The organism is Xanthomonas bromi, assembly GCF_900092025.1.
Classification (GTDB): Bacteria; Pseudomonadota; Gammaproteobacteria; order Xanthomonadales; family Xanthomonadaceae; genus Xanthomonas; species Xanthomonas bromi.
Genome location: NZ_FLTX01000001.1, coordinates 16,482 through 31,074, shown reverse-complemented (window position 1 = coordinate 31,074; position 14,593 = coordinate 16,482). Strand labels below are relative to the sequence as shown.

The window sequence follows — 14,593 nt, the reverse complement described above, 5'->3', positions numbered from 1 at the left end:
CGAGATAGCAGCGATTGAGATCGGTGATCTCCAGTTCACCACGTGGCGATGGCTTCAAGGCGGCTGCGTAGTCGCTGGCCTTGCCATCGTAGAAATACAGACCGGTGACCGCGTAGTTGGAGCGGGGTTTCTCCGGCTTTTCGGCGATGTCGATAACCTTGCCCTGCTGATCGAATTCGGCAACGCCGTAGCGCTCCGGGTCGTTGACCCAGTAACCGAAGACTGTGGCCCCCTGCGCACGCGCGTCGGCGCGCTGTAGCGTCTCGGTCAGGCCATGCCCATGAAAAATATTGTCGCCCAACACCAGGCAGCTCGGCTTGCCATCGACGAAATCGCGACCGATCAGATACGCCTGCGCCAGTCCATCGGGACTCGGTTGCACGGCATATTGAATATTGACACCCCATTGCGAGCCATCGCCCAGCAGCGACTGAAACAGCGCCTGCTCGTGCGGCGTATTGATGATCAAAATATCCCGGATGCCCGCCAGCATCAGAACACTGAGCGGGTAATAGATCATCGGCTTGTCGTACACCGGCAGCAGCTGCTTGCTGACGCCCTTGGTGATCGGATACAGGCGCGTGCCGGATCCACCCGCCAGAATGATGCCTTTGCGTTGTGTCATGAGAGCTTCCTTGGGAGTTCCGTCCATCTGTGCGGACACTGAAGGTGGAGGGTTATGCCGTCGCGCCGATGCGTTCCAGCCGATAGCTTCCGTCCAATACACCCTGTACCCATGCCTGATTGGTCAGGTACCACTCGATCGTCTGCGCAATCCCTTGCTCGAAGGTATACGCAGGCTCCCAACCCAGTTCGTTCTTCAACTTGGAGGCGTCGATCGCATAGCGACGGTCGTGCCCGGGGCGATCGGTGACATAGGTGATCTGGCTCGCACGTGGCTTGCCGTCTTCGCGCGGACGATGCTGATCCAGCAGCGCGCAGATCGCCTGCACGACCTCGATGTTCTGGCGCTCGGAGTTGCCGCCCACGTTATAGGTCTCGCCGACCTGGCCCTTGGCCAACACGGTCCGGATCGCCTCGCAATGGTCGCTGACGAATAGCCAGTCGCGCACCTGCTTGCCATCGCCGTAGACCGGCAGCGGCTCGCCCGCCAGTGCCTTGGCGATGACCAGCGGAATGAGCTTTTCAGGGAAGTGGTACGGGCCGTAGTTGTTGGAGCAATTGGTGGTCAGCACCGGCAGCCCGTAAGTGTGGTGGAACGCACGTACCAGATGATCAGACGCAGCCTTGGACGCCGAGTACGGCGAATTGGGCGCATAGGGCGTGGTTTCGGTGAACTTGCCGGTCTCTCCGAGCGTACCGTAGACCTCGTCGGTGGACACGTGCAGGAAACGGAACGCATCGCGGCGCCCCTCCGGCAGTGCCTTCCAATAGTCGCGAACGGCCTCGAGCAGCGCCAGGGTGCCGACCACATTGGTCTGGATGAAGGCACCCGGGCCTTCGATCGAGCGGTCCACATGGCTTTCGGCGGCGAAGTTCAGCACCGCATCGGGCTGGTGTTCCTGCAGCAGGCGGGTGACGAGCGCCCCGTCGCCGATATCGCCCTTGACGAATACGTGGTCGGCGTTGCCCTCCAGCGATGCCAACGTGTTCAGATTTCCTGCGTAGGTCAGCGCGTCCAGATTGATCACGCGAATCCCGCGGGAGACCGCCTCAAGAACAAAATTGCCGCCAATGAAGCCGGCACCGCCGGTTACTAGCCAAGTCGCCACTGTCTACCCCTCCTGGTCGCGCGCCAAACGCGCTGCGTTTTCAAACCACACAGGATATACGGTCCAGGCATCATCGGGCTTAAGCGAGAGCGGTTCCGCACCGTGTCCCACTGACGCACCGCAGCATCCGTACGCCATCGCATGGTCGATGCACCCCGGTTAGAATGGCCCCACTCCCGAGCCTGCTGCCGCGGCCGGGCCTTCCCGCAATAGCTGAAGGATCTCGTACACGATGAAAATCCTCGTCGCCTACAAGCGCGTGGTGGACTACAACGTCCGCATTCAGGTCAAGCCGGATGGCTCCGGCGTGGTGACCGACGGCGTCAAGCTCTCGCCCAATCCGTTCGACGAAATCGCCCTCGAAGAGGCGCTGCGCCTGCGCGATGCCGGCATCGCCACCGAGGTGCTGGTCGCCACGCTTGCTCCCGCCGATGCCGCCGCACACCTGCGCAATGGCTTGGCGATGGGAGCCAACCGCGCCATCCATGTGGTCACCGATGCGGCCATCCAGCCGCTAACCGCCGCACGCGCCCTGTTGAAGTTGGTCGAGAAGGAGCAGCCGGATCTGGTCATCCTGGGCAAGCAGGCCATCGACGACGACGCCAACCAGACCGGCCAGATGCTGGCCACCCTGTGGGGCCGCCCGCAGGCGACGTTCGCCGGCAAGCTGGTGGTTGCCGATGGCAAGGCCACGGTGACCCGCGAGGTCGATGCCGGCCTGGAAACGCTGGAAGTGGACCTGCCGGCGGTGATCACCACCGATCTGCGCCTGAACGAGCCGCGCTTCATCAAGCTGCCGGACATCATGAAGGCCAAGAGCAAGCCGATGGAAACGCTGGCCTTCGCCGACCTGGGCGTTGCATCGCACGACAGTCTCACCACTACCCACTACGCGGCGCCGGCCAAGCGCAGCCGCGGGGTAATGGTCAAGGACGCCGCCGAGCTGGTGGCCGCACTCAAGCAGAAGGGGTTGCTGTAATGGCCAAGATTCTTGTCGTCGCCGAACACCTCAACGGCCAGCTCAATGCGGCCACCGCCAAGACCCTGAGCGCTGCGCTGGCCATCTCGGCCGAGTCGATCGACGTGGTCGTGCTGGCGGCCGATCCTGCAGCCGTTGCAGCCCAGGCCGCGCAGCTGGCGGGTGTTGCCCGCGTGCTGACGGCGGCCAACGCGGCCAACGAACACGCGGTCGCGCAGGTGCTTGGACCCCAGATCGCAGAGCTCGCAGGCCAGGGCTACAGCCATGTCTTCGGCCCCTCCACCACCTTCGGCAAGGACCTGATGCCGGTGGTGGCTGCGCTGCTCGGTGTCAACCAGATCTCCGACCTGATGACGGTCGAAGATGCCTACACCTTCAAGCGCCCGATCTACGCCGGCAACGCCATCATCACTGTCAAGGCTCCAGCCGACCAGATCGTGGTAGCGACCGTGCGCAGCGCCTCGTGGCCGGAGGCGGCTAGCGGTGGCAGCGCAGCTGTCGAGTCCGTCAGCATCGAGGTCGCACTGCCGACCCACACCCGCTTCATCGACCTGGCTGCAGGCAACTCCGACCGGCCCGACCTGCAGAGCGCCAAGCGCGTGGTCTCCGGCGGCCGCGGCGTGGGTTCGGCGGAGAACTTCAAGCACATCTATAGCCTGGCCGACAAACTCGGCGCCGCGGTGGGCGCCTCGCGTGCCGCCGTCGATGCCGGCTACGTGCCCAACGAGCTACAGGTCGGCCAGACCGGCAAGATCATTGCCCCGGAGCTGTACATGGCGATCGGCATCAGCGGCGCGATCCAGCATCTGACCGGCATCAAAGACGCTGGGACCATCGTGGCCATCAACAAGGACCCGGAATCGCCGATTTTCGAGATTGCCGATATTGGGTTGGTGGGGGATTTGTTTGCGCTGTTGCCGGAGTTGGAGGCTGCGCTGGGCTGAGGTCCTTCTGCTGCATGGATTCTCCTTCGCCTCCCAGCATCGACGGTGCCGCAAAATTGCGGCATCGTCTGGATTATCTGGCCGCCTGCGTTGTCTTGCTGTGCGCCGGGTACGTCGCCGTATTGGTCTGGGTAGACCACGGAAACGGGACCTTTTCGCGGCTGAGCGAGGTCTGGCAGTTGATGGCGCTTGCCATCGTGCCCGTCTCCATCACGTACCTGTTCCGGTACTGGCGGTGGCACTGGCTGCTCCGCCGCAAGGGGCATCACATACCAGTACTACCTGGCCTGGCTGGCTATCTGGCAGGCTTTGCCCTGACCGCAACGCCCGGCAAGGCCGGCGAACTGATGCGGATCCGCTATTTCGCGCGCATGGGCATCCCAGCCGAGCGCACGCTGGGCGTCTTCGTCTTCGAGCGCGCGTCTGATCTGCTGGTCGTCCTATCGCTGTCCTTGCTGGCCGCGTCGGTGTTCCCCACCCTGGGCACCCTGGTGGCCGTGGTGCTGGGATTTGTCTGTGTGCTGTTCGGCGCGGCGGCGTGGCCTGCGCTATTGAATAGTTTGGCAGGTGTGAGCAAACGCCTTCCCGGCCGCTGGCTGCGACGCCTGGCCCGCTTCAGCCTTACGGCCGCGTTGGAGCTGCGTAGTTGCCTGGATCTGCACGCGTTCGGGCAAAGCATGCTTGCCGGATTCACTGCCTGGGGACTGACATCGGCTGTCTTCGTGAGCCTGTGCGATGGAATGGGCTTGCAGTTGAACCCCATTGTCGCGCTCGGTGTCTACCCGCTGGCGATGCTGATCGGCGCGCTATCGTTCGTCCCCGGCGGCGTCGGCACCACCGAACTGGCCATCGTGTTGATGCTCAATCGGCTCGGGATCGCTACCCCGGAGGCAATTGCGGTCGCCGTCGCGGCCCGTCTGGTCACGCTCTGGTACGCCATTGTCGTCGGCGCGGCGGCCATGCTGATCGCAGAATTTGCATCGCGGGAAGAAGCAGGTTGATCGGCTAGGTATAATCGTGGCCCCGCAATGGATCGCCAGGCAGTCGATGTCCGCCCCTACCACCAGCTCCATCCGTCCGGCTGTTTCGGGACGCGCCCTTTGCGTGGATCTGGATGGCACGCTTTTGAATTCGGACATCCTCTACGAGTCGGTGCTGGCATTGCTGGCCCGAAATCCGCTGTACCTGTTCTTGCTGCCGCTGTGGCTGTTGCGCGGCAAGGCGGCGCTAAAGCGAGAAATTGCCTCCCGCGTCGTCCTGCCTGCCGAGACCCTGCCGTATAACCAACAGGTGCTGGAGCTGCTGCGCACCACGACGCAACGCCCGCGCGTGCTGTGCACGGCGTCCGACGCACTCCTAGTGAAGCCTATAGCAGACCATCTGGGCCTGTTCGAGCAGGTCATCGCCAGTGATGGCAAACGTAATCTGTCCGGTCGCAACAAGGCAGATGTGCTGGTTGACGCGTTTGGTCAGGGCAACTTCGATTACGCAGGCAACGGCAATGTGGATTTGCACGTGTGGGAAAAGGCCGGTGGCGCCTGGGTTGTCAACAATGGCGCCGCACTGGCCAAGGCCACAGCGCAACGGACGACCGTGCATGCGCATTGGCCGGCTCCGCCGCGTGCCCATGCATGGCTGAAGGCCTTACGCCTGCATCAGTGGCTGAAGAATTTGCTGGTGTTCGTTCCCCTGCTGACCGCGCACCGCTTCCTGGATCTGGAATCAGTGGTGCAATCCGCGATTGCGCTGGTATCGTTCGGGCTATGCGCCTCCGGCGTCTATGTGCTCAACGATCTGCTGGACCTAACGCCTGACCGCCAGCACCCGCGCAAGCGCAAGCGCCCGTTTGCAGCAGGTCGGCTTCCTCTTTTACAGGGTCTGCTGGTCGCCCCTGCGTTGACCGTCGCGGGCCTTCTGCTGTCGCTGGCATGCAGCCTCGAGTTCACGCTGGTACTGATTGCCTACTACGTCATGACATTGGCGTACTCGCTGCGCTTGAAACGCATCGTGATGATCGACGTCGTGCTGCTCGCAGCACTCTACACTGTACGCATCATCGGCGGCGCCATGGCGATCGGCGTCGAACTATCGTTCTGGCTGTTGGCGTTTTCGATGTTCATGTTCCTGTCGCTGGCCTTGCTCAAGCGCTACACCGAACTGCATGCCATGTTGAGCAGCGGCAAGACCAAGGCCAGCGGTCGCGCGTATTCGGTGGAGGATCTTTCGCTGCTGCAATCCATGGGCGCGGCGGCTGGCTACATCGCGGTAATGGTGATGGCGCTTTACATCAACAGCCCCGAGAGTGTGGAGCTGTACCGCAATCCCAAACTGCTCTGGCTGGTGTGTCCGGTGTTGCTGTACTGGGTGAGCCGGGTCTGGATCATTGCTCATCGCGGAGAGATGCATGACGACCCGATCGTATTCGCTGCCACCGACCGTGTCAGCCAGATCGTTGTGATGCTGTGCGGGTCGTTCGCCCTGAGCGCCATCTGATGGCGGCGGGGCAGTCCTGGGGGCGCTATCCCAGAGCACATCAGACGCGGCTACCGATCCACGATCGCGCGGCAAGCCTGCCGGCATTCGATGGTCGTGCCCTGCCTCGTGGTAATGGACGCAGTTATGGCGACAGCTGCCTGAACCCGGATGGCGCACTGCTGTGCGCACGCGGGCTTGATCGATTCATTGCGTTCGATCCGGGCAATGGCGTCCTGCGCTGCGAGGCAGGAGTCACCCTTGCCGAAATCATCGAGCTGGTGTTGCCGCAAGGCTGGTTTCTGCTCGTGACGCCCGGCACTCGTTATGTCACCGTCGCCGGCGCGATCGCCAACGACGTGCATGGCAAGAACCACCATCGCACCGGCAATTTTGGTCACCATGTGCGCGCATTCGAGTTGCTGCGCAGCGACGGGGAGCGGCGGCTGTGCACCCCGGATGACGCCGATCTCTGGTTTGCGGCCACGGTGGGAGGGCTTGGCCTGACCGGCCTGATTACCTGGGCGGAAATTCAGTTGCGCCGTGTCGGCAGTCCCGCGCTGGAAGCAGAGAACATCCGCTTCGGCTCGCTCGACGAGTTCTTCGAGTTGTCGGCAGCATCTGCCGACAGCCACGAGTACAGCGTGGCCTGGATCGATTGTCTGGCAAGCGGCAAGGCACGCGGACGCGGGCACTTCACCCGAGCCGATCACTGCACCGGGCTTGCCCAGGAGCGACCGACATCGCCAGGCGCAGGCGTGGCCATGCCTGTCACGCCACCGATTTCGTTGGTGAACAAGTTGTCACTGCGGCCTTTCAACGCGCTTTACTACTGGCGCCAGCCCGCTCTGCGCAAACGCTTCGTCAGCCACCTGTTGCCGTTTTTTTACCCGCTGGACGGCATTCGTAACTGGAACCGGATGTACGGCCCGTCCGGCTTTCTGCAGTATCAATGTGTATTGCCCCCTGCAACCGCACGGGACGGGGTCGACGCGCTACTTGCCGAGATCGCGCGCAGCGGCAGCGGCTCGTTCCTGGCAGTGCTGAAAGAGTTCGGCGACACGCCTTCCATCGGCATGCTGTCTTTCCCAAGGCCGGGGACGACGTTGGCACTGGACTTTCCCAATACTGGTCCTGACGTATTCCGCCTGCTTGATCGACTCGACCGCGTCGTCGACGAGGCAGGCGGCGCTCTGTACCCTGCAAAAGACGCACGTATGGACGCGCATTCGTTCCAGCGCGCCTATGGCCGCTGGCGCGAATTCAGCGGCTATCTCGATCCACGTTTTTCTTCCGGCTTCTGGCGCCGGGTCACGGAGTAGACATGCAACGCGTCCTCATCATCGGGGCCACCTCGGCCATCGCCGAAGCAACCGCCCGACGCTACGCCGCGCGAGGGGCGGCCATCCATCTGCTCGGCCGACAGGCAGCCCGCCTGGAGACGATCGCAGCGGATCTGATCACGCGTGGCGGCAAAAGCAGCACCGGCGTCCTCGACGTCAACGACGGCTCACGTCATGGCGAAATATTGGACGCTGCCTGGGCTGCGCTAGGTGGCATCGATGTTGTGCTGATCGCGCATGGCACGCTGCCGGACCAGGCTGCGTGCAACGCATCGGTCGAACTGTCGCTTCGCGAATTCGCAACCAACGGCACTTCGACGATTGCCCTGTGCGCGGCGATCGTGCCGCGACTGTCCCCAGGCGCTACGCTCGCCGTCATTTCTTCGGTGGCCGGAGACCGCGGCCGAGCCAGCAACTACCTCTATGGCAGCGCCAAGGCGGCCGTGACTGCGTACCTGAGCGGCCTAGGCCAGCGTCTGCGCCCGGAAGGCATCAACGTGCTCACGGTCAAGCCTGGCTTCGTCGACACACCCATGACCGCGGCTTTCAAAAAGGGCGCACTGTGGGCAAAGCCGGACCAGATCGCAAAAGGAATCCTCGGTGCAGTGGACAAGCGTCGCGCTGTAGCCTATCTGCCGGCTTTTTGGTGGGCCATCATGCTGGTGATCAAAAACATACCCGAATTCGTTTTCCGCAGGATCAAGCTCTGACATGACCGACAAACACGCCAAGATCGTCATTACTGGTGCTGCCGGGCTGGTCGGACAGAATCTGATCGTCGAACTCGAGGAGCAGGGTTATACCCAGCTGGTGGCAATCGACAAGCACGCGCACAATTTGCAGATCCTGCGCGAGCTGCATCCTGCCGTGCGCGTCGTGCATGCTGACCTGGCCGAACCGGGCAAATGGGCCCACGAGTTCGAAGGTGCGGCCTGCGTCGCCCAATTGCATGCGCAGATCACCGGCAAAACCACCGAGTTGTTCACCCGCAACAACCTGGTTGCCACCTCGCACGTGCTTGACGCCTGCAAAGCGGCCGCTGTGCCCTTTGTTGTTCACATCAGTTCGTCGGTGGTGAATTCGGTCGCTGTGGATGATTACACCAACACCAAGCGTTCCCAGGAGCAGATGGTGGTGAGCAGCGGCTTGCGTCACTGCGTATTGCGGCCGACGTTGATGTTTGGCTGGTTCGATCCAAAGCACCTGGGCTGGCTGTCGCGTTTCATGGCCAAAACGCCGGTCTTCCCGATCCCGGGCGATGGCAAGTTCATGCGCCAGCCGCTTTACGAACGTGATTTCTGCCGCTGCATCGCCAAATGCATCGAGCGCGAACCCGACGGCGAGGTCTACGATATAGTCGGGGACACGCGTGTGGACTACGTTGACATCATCAAGACGATCAAGCGTGCCAAACGCCTGCATACCGTGATCGTGCATATCCCGATCGGTTTGTTCGGATTCCTGCTACGTGTCTACTCGCTGTTCAGCGCAAAACCGCCGTTCACCGCCGACCAACTCAAGGCACTCAGCGCGGGTGACGACTTCAAAGGTGTGAATACTGAAGCAGTATTCGGCGTGCGGCAGACACCGTTCGAAGACGCGATCCGCGAAAGCTACACCGACCCGCGCTATAGCCGCATCGTACTTAAGCGCTGAACTGTCACCACGAGATAAACACATGAGCTCATTCGCGATCGTCGGCAGCGGCCCCATGGGCCTAATGGCTGCCCTAGAATTACTAAAGAAAGGCCATCAAGTCGACGTATACGAACGCGATGATCGTATCGGCGGAATGTCCGCCGATTTCGATTTCGACGGCCTGCGCATCGAGCGCTATTACCACTTCATCTGCAAGACCGATTTCCCGCTGTTCAAGCTGCTCGAGGACCTGAAGCTATCCGACCGCCTGCATTGGACCGACACCAAGATGGGCTACTACTACCAGGGCAAGCTACATAAATGGGGAACACCGTTCGCGCTGCTCGGCTTCCCGCACCTGGGGCTGGTCGACAAGATCCGCTATGCACTGCACGTCATGCACACCAAGAGCATCAGCGACTGGACCGCGCTGGACAAGGAGAACGCGCGCGACTGGATCACCCGCTGGATCGGCCCCAAGGCCTATAAGGTGATGTGGGAGAAAGCGTTCGCACTGAAGTTCTTCGAGTACCAAAACGACCTGTCCGCCTCGTGGATCGGCACCCGAATCAAGCGAGTGGCGTTGTCGCGGCGCAATCTTCTTAACGAAAGTATGGGCTATCTGGAAGGCGGCTCGGCCGCTCTGCTGGAACGCATGGCGGCAGAAGTTGCGCGTCTCGGCGGTCGCATCCTGCTGTCGCGACCGATCGAGGAGGTCGCCTCGGCCGACGGCCAGGTCACAGGCATCCGCACCCGCGACGGCCACCATCCCTACGACGGCGTCGTGTCGACCGCACCACTCCAATACGTGCCCGGCATCGTGCCCGGCCTACCCAAGACTTTTGCCGACCAGGTAAGCGCTATCGAGAATATTCCGGTCGCCTGCGTGATCCTGAAGCTATCTAGGTCGGTCAGCGAAAACTTCTGGATGAACATCAGCGACGACCGGATCGCCATCCCAGGCCTGATCGAGTACAGCAACCTCAACCCCGGCAACGGCCCCGGCGAGCACATCGTGTATGCGCCCTATTACATGCCCAGGACCCACCCGAAGTGGCAGTGGAGCAACCAGCAGTTGATCGACGAAGTCATCAGTTACTTGCCGATGATCAATCCGGACTTCAAGCCGGAGTGGACCCGCGCTACCCATTGCCATCGTTACGAGTACGCGCAGACCATCTGCCCACCGGGCTTCCAAAACATTCTGCCGCCAATGAAGACGCCACTGCGTGGATTTTTTATGGCAGATACCGCCTACTATTATCCCGAAGACCGCTCCATCAACGAAAGCATTGCTGTCGGTGCGAAGCTCGCAAATGCCGCGGAACAAGGAACGGCTTTAAAGTGATATCTCGACAGTTCTCACTATTTTTGGTTGCTGGGGGCATAGCCGCCGCTGTAAATTTCGGCTCCCGTCTTATTTTTAGTGGCTGGATGCGCTACGTACCTGCAATCATTTTGGCTTACTGCCTCGGTATGATTACGGCCTTCATACTCAACAAGGCCTTGGTTTTTCAGAAAGCACAGAACGATCTTGGCCATCAGATGACTTGGTTCTTTATCATCAACTTGGCCGCTGTATTGCAGACAATAATAATCAGCTTATTGCTCTCTCGGTGGTTGCTGCCGGGCCTTCATATCAACTTTCATAACGAGAGCGTGGCGCATGCCATCGGCGTTGCCGTTCCCGTAGTGACTAGTTACTTAGGCCATAAACATTTCTCTTTCTCATCATCGAAAAACTAAATCCACTACCATGCCAGATTACTCATAAGCTAATGGCACATGGAATTGACCACGAGTGATAATTGGTAAGAAATTTCAACTACCTCGAAGTAAGCACAGGCTAAGTTAGTAGAAATTAGCAAGAGTCCATCTTCGGATTCATAACAACTTACCATGGAGTCAGCTTTGCGCACCATGAATTCCAAACCAAGGCTCATGAGCTTCACCAGCACAACTTGTGCACTCGTGTTCATAGCAATATTTGTGTCGCGCTTATTTTTACTAATGAGCGCTGGTGGCTCCGTTCCGTTCTGGGATCAATGGGGTGGCGAGAATTCAATCTTCAGTGCGTTTGAGAATGGCTCTCTGACTTTAGCGCAAATGATCGCACCACATAATGAACACCGAATTTTCTGGACACGGGTAATTACTGTTTTTCTGTTTGAATTAAACGACCATCAATGGGATAACCAAATTGAAGCCCTCATCTCCAACATTATCTACAGCTTATCACTCACAGTACCTGTGCTAATTGCATCAGTCACTGGCCAGAAACATCAGGCAATTGCCGTTGCAGCAGCCGTTACGTTAATGGGAATACTCCCATTTGGCTGGGAGAACACATTAGTCGGCTTCCAAAGCCAATTTTATATAAACACCTTACTAGCATTTTTCGCCATCACAGTTTCATCATTTGGCGGTGCCAGATATCGTACGGCAAGCTGCCTTACTATCCTTATTTTAGCTTCTTTCGCATCCATGGCAAATGGCGTACTCACAGCGTTCACTTGCGCTGGAGTATTGATTGCTCGCGGATTGACTCAACGTGATCTTCTTACCCGTGGCTTAATGCTTGCAGCTTTTGTAACGCTTCTTGGAATTGCTGGTTTCATCATCACCCCTTCCCCTCCATACCACGCGCAGCTGAAGGCGCAGGATTTCTCGGAAGCTACCTCTGCACTGATGATCACAAGCAGCTGGCCACTTTTCCCAGGAATTGGTCAATTGGTTCTACTCGTGCCAGCGGCGTTTTGGATGCTCATAGTCGGACGCAACCGTCAAACTCAAGCGGACTATTTTTTCTTAGGCCTTAACGCTCTCGGCATGCTAAACGCAGTTGCAATTGCCTATTCTCGCGGGCATGACTTAGCTGAGGTTACTTCCCGCTACACAGATACTATCTTACCTTCTAGCATAGCTACCATTTACTTTGCTTCCCGACTTATTGGATCAGGAGTACATGGCATATCAACTCCTTTTATAGCCTATGGTAGCTACATAGCAGTCGTTTTTGGCATCTTTGGCCAGTCTTATCTCCAATGGCCAAAACTAGAAGAGCGAGCCTATTGGCTTCGCATGTCGACAATAAACACGGCGAAATTCCTTAATGGCGACGATGAGGCTTTCAAAGCGAAACCCCATGGTCATGTGCCTTATCCTGATCCAATCCAACTTGGCAAAAGCCTTCGGAATGATGGGCAAATCGAATCACTGCCCACCTCATTACTAGGAGCTCGCGCTTTGTCAGGCCGTTACCCAGCTACCGCAAGGCGTTGCCATGTAGCATCGGATTCGAAAAACCACTTCGCTAGAGTTATAGCAAACTGTAGCAAATCTACTGCATCCGATCCGAATGTGGTCTCGATCGCGACTGGACCACTTTCTACTGCACTAATGCTATTCCGGCAAGAAGCCGATACCTCAATTTTTCCAAGAGGCAAGCCAATCTCTGCCCCTGCGTCCAGTGCAAACAGATGCGCGCTCGATGCCTTCAACGAACAGCCTACAAGTCGGCTCCCTCTAACCTCTTCCATTGACCTCCCGATCAAACTTTCTGGATGGGCCACACCTACTCGCTTTAACTTATATAAGCTCAGCTGGACTGAGCTGCGGGTAATATTCTCCAATGACGCACAAGCCTACGTTTTCGAAACCGGGCATTTGCGTACAAACCGACCAGACGTAGCTGATTTTTTTAAAAACAAAGGATATACATATAGTGGCTTTGATGCGTATATCGACCCTCGAGACTTAATGCCAGGCATATATCACATTCTATTGAGCACCGATACCGACCTTAATTGTGACACAGGCCATGTAGTAAAAATCAATGCACCCACCATTCCGTTTTCACGCTTTTGAGGAAAATGGTTTGTGATACGCCCAGGGTTTCCTAGACATCTCAAGGCCATGGAAAATGGCTAATTCGGAGGTGTCCATGAGCAGCAAGCGGTATACGGATGAGTTCAAGATCGAAGCGGTCCGACAAGTAACTGATCGTGGCTTCAAAGTGGCGGAGGTCGCCGAGCGGCTGGGGGGTCACCACGCACAGCCTGTACGCCTGGCTGCGCAAGTTCGGCAAGCCCGGCGTTGTGCAGCGCGCCGAGGTGGACCAGAGCGCCGAGGTTCGGCGCCTGAAGGCCGAGTTGCGCCAAGTGACCGAGGAGCGCGACATTCTAAAAAAGGCCGTCGCGTACTTTGCCAAGGGGTAAAGGCAAAGTACGCCTTCATGCAGACCCATCGCGGGGAATTTAGGCTGTGCGCGATGTGCAGGATGGGTAATCCCCCCACAGGTTAGCTGAAGCCAGAAGTGGAATTTTCTCGTACCCTTTTCTGAGGAGGTTCCATGAAGACATCCTGTTTCACCGACAGCCAGATCATCGCCGTACTCAAACAGGCCGAGGCCGGCACGTCAGTGCCGGAGTTGTGCCGGGAACACGGCATCAGCTCGGCAACGTTCTATAAGTGGCGCAGCAAGTTTGGCGGCATGGATGCGTCGCTGATGTCCCAGCTCAAGGAGCTGCAGGACGAGAACCGGCGCCTGAAGAAGATGTACGCCGACGCCCAGCTCAGTGCCGACCTGCTGAAGGAGGCGATGGCAAAAAAATGGTGAGGCCATCTCAACGTCGGGAGATGGCCCGAACAGCGGTCGAAGTCGGACGCACGAACATCCGACACGCCTGCCAGACCTTCGAGGTGAGTGAGACCTGCTATCGGTACCAGGTCAACGCTTCGGACGAGAACGCCCGGATCGCGGACTGGCTGGTGCGATTGACGACGACGTATCGCGACTGGGGCTTCGGCCTTTGCTTCCTATACCTGCGCAACGTGAAGGGCTTTGGCTGGAACCACAAACGGGTGTATCGGATCTACCGGGAGTTGGAGTTGAACCTGCGGATCAAGCCGAAGAAGCGACTTGTGCGCGAGAAGCCCGAACCGCTAGCAGTACCGGAATCGATCAACACGGTCTGGTCGATGGACTGCATGCATGACCAGTTGGCCGATGGTCGCAGCTTCCGGTTGTTCAACGTCCTGGATGACTTCAATCGCGAGGGGCTGGCGATCGATGTTGACCTGTCGCTGCCATCTGCCCGGGTGATCAGATCGTTGGAGCAGGTCATCGAGTGGCGCGGAAAGCCGGGCGCCATTCGCTGCGATAACGGCCCCGAATACATCAGCGGAGCACTGCTGGCGTGGGCGGAACGCAACGGCATCCGCATCGAGCACATCCAGCCGGGCAAGCCACAACAGAACGCCTACGTTGAACGTTACAACCGCACGGTCCGCTACGCCTGGCTGGCCCGCACCCTGTTCGACACCATCGAGCAGGTGCAGGACCAGGCCACGCGCTGGCTATGGACGTACAACCATCAGCGCCGGAACATGGCGCTAGGCGGCATCACGCCAGCGATGAAACTGGCGATGGCTGCATAACTCCACTTCTGGAGTCCGCTAAAAACGGGGGGATTACCGCCAACC

13 protein-coding genes and 1 pseudogene are annotated in these 14,593 nt (G+C 59.0%); 12 read left to right on the top strand and 2 right to left on the bottom strand.

Features of this window, described 5'->3' with window-relative positions; genetic code table 11:
- On the bottom strand, positions 1 to 625 hold a 625-nt coding region (rfbA, locus tag XBLMG947_RS00130; RefSeq protein WP_065465847.1), incomplete at its 3' end, for a glucose-1-phosphate thymidylyltransferase RfbA.
- 52 nt (positions 626 to 677) lie between these two features.
- The gene (gene rfbB / locus XBLMG947_RS00125) at positions 678 to 1,733 is read right to left on the bottom strand and encodes a dTDP-glucose 4,6-dehydratase (RefSeq protein ID WP_065465846.1); all 1,056 of its coding nucleotides are present in this window, start codon (positions 1,731 to 1,733) and stop codon (positions 678 to 680) included.
- A 232-nt stretch (positions 1,734 to 1,965) separates the two neighbouring features.
- On the opposite strand from rfbB, the gene XBLMG947_RS00120 reads away from it, so the two are divergent.
- The 12 genes and pseudogenes from XBLMG947_RS00120 to XBLMG947_RS00065 all read left to right on the top strand — a co-directional run bounded on the left by XBLMG947_RS00120 (position 1,966) and on the right by XBLMG947_RS00065 (position 14,548).
- Positions 1,966 to 2,712: an electron transfer flavoprotein subunit beta/FixA family protein gene (locus XBLMG947_RS00120; RefSeq protein WP_065465845.1), complete on the top strand. Its 747-nt coding sequence runs from the start codon at positions 1,966 to 1,968 to the stop codon at positions 2,710 to 2,712.
- Positions 2,712 to 3,656, top strand: a complete 945-nt coding sequence (locus XBLMG947_RS00115) for an electron transfer flavoprotein subunit alpha/FixB family protein (RefSeq protein WP_065465844.1) — start codon at positions 2,712 to 2,714, stop codon at positions 3,654 to 3,656. Before XBLMG947_RS00120 ends, XBLMG947_RS00115 begins: the two co-directional genes overlap by 1 nt.
- Positions 3,657 to 3,670: 14 nt before the next feature.
- Complete coding sequence (locus XBLMG947_RS00110; protein WP_065465843.1) at positions 3,671 to 4,657, top strand: lysylphosphatidylglycerol synthase transmembrane domain-containing protein; 987 nt, start codon at positions 3,671 to 3,673, stop codon at positions 4,655 to 4,657.
- A 103-nt stretch (positions 4,658 to 4,760) separates the two neighbouring features.
- Positions 4,761 to 6,149 carry a UbiA family prenyltransferase gene (locus XBLMG947_RS00105; RefSeq protein WP_065465842.1) on the top strand — a complete coding sequence of 463 codons (1,389 nt, stop codon included), beginning with the start codon at positions 4,761 to 4,763 and terminating at the stop codon, positions 6,147 to 6,149.
- A complete protein-coding gene (locus tag XBLMG947_RS00100) occupies positions 6,149 to 7,450 on the top strand; it encodes an FAD-binding oxidoreductase (RefSeq protein ID WP_065465841.1) in 1,302 nt (433 codons plus the stop codon). Before XBLMG947_RS00105 ends, XBLMG947_RS00100 begins: the two co-directional genes overlap by 1 nt.
- 2 nt (positions 7,451 to 7,452) lie before the next feature.
- The gene (locus XBLMG947_RS00095) at positions 7,453 to 8,181 is read left to right on the top strand and encodes an SDR family oxidoreductase (protein WP_065465840.1); all 729 of its coding nucleotides are present in this window, start codon (positions 7,453 to 7,455) and stop codon (positions 8,179 to 8,181) included.
- Position 8,182: 1 nt separating this feature from the next.
- Positions 8,183 to 9,127: an NAD-dependent epimerase/dehydratase family protein gene (locus XBLMG947_RS00090; protein WP_065465839.1), complete on the top strand. Its 945-nt coding sequence runs from the start codon at positions 8,183 to 8,185 to the stop codon at positions 9,125 to 9,127.
- A 22-nt stretch (positions 9,128 to 9,149) separates the two neighbouring features.
- Complete coding sequence (locus XBLMG947_RS00085) at positions 9,150 to 10,457, top strand: NAD(P)/FAD-dependent oxidoreductase (RefSeq protein WP_065465838.1); 1,308 nt, start codon at positions 9,150 to 9,152, stop codon at positions 10,455 to 10,457.
- Positions 10,454 to 10,855: a GtrA family protein gene (locus XBLMG947_RS00080; RefSeq protein WP_065465837.1), complete on the top strand. Its 402-nt coding sequence runs from the start codon at positions 10,454 to 10,456 to the stop codon at positions 10,853 to 10,855. The genes XBLMG947_RS00085 and XBLMG947_RS00080 overlap by 4 nt, the downstream gene beginning before the upstream one ends.
- Before the next feature lie 195 nt (positions 10,856 to 11,050).
- Positions 11,051 to 12,976: a hypothetical protein gene (locus XBLMG947_RS22350; RefSeq protein WP_146090473.1), complete on the top strand. Its 1,926-nt coding sequence runs from the start codon at positions 11,051 to 11,053 to the stop codon at positions 12,974 to 12,976.
- A gap of 76 nt (positions 12,977 to 13,052) precedes the next feature.
- A pseudogene (locus XBLMG947_RS00075) lies at positions 13,053 to 13,391 on the top strand (transposase); the annotation flags it as partial.
- A 69-nt stretch (positions 13,392 to 13,460) separates the two neighbouring features.
- Positions 13,461 to 14,548, top strand: a protein-coding gene (locus XBLMG947_RS00065; protein ID WP_245228081.1) for an IS3 family transposase whose coding sequence is annotated in 2 segments (ribosomal slippage) — positions 13,461 to 13,713 and positions 13,713 to 14,548 — 1,089 coding nt in all. Because the reading frame shifts where the segments join, the coding sequence is not laid out codon by codon here.
- The last annotated feature ends 45 nt before the right edge of the window (positions 14,549 to 14,593 follow it).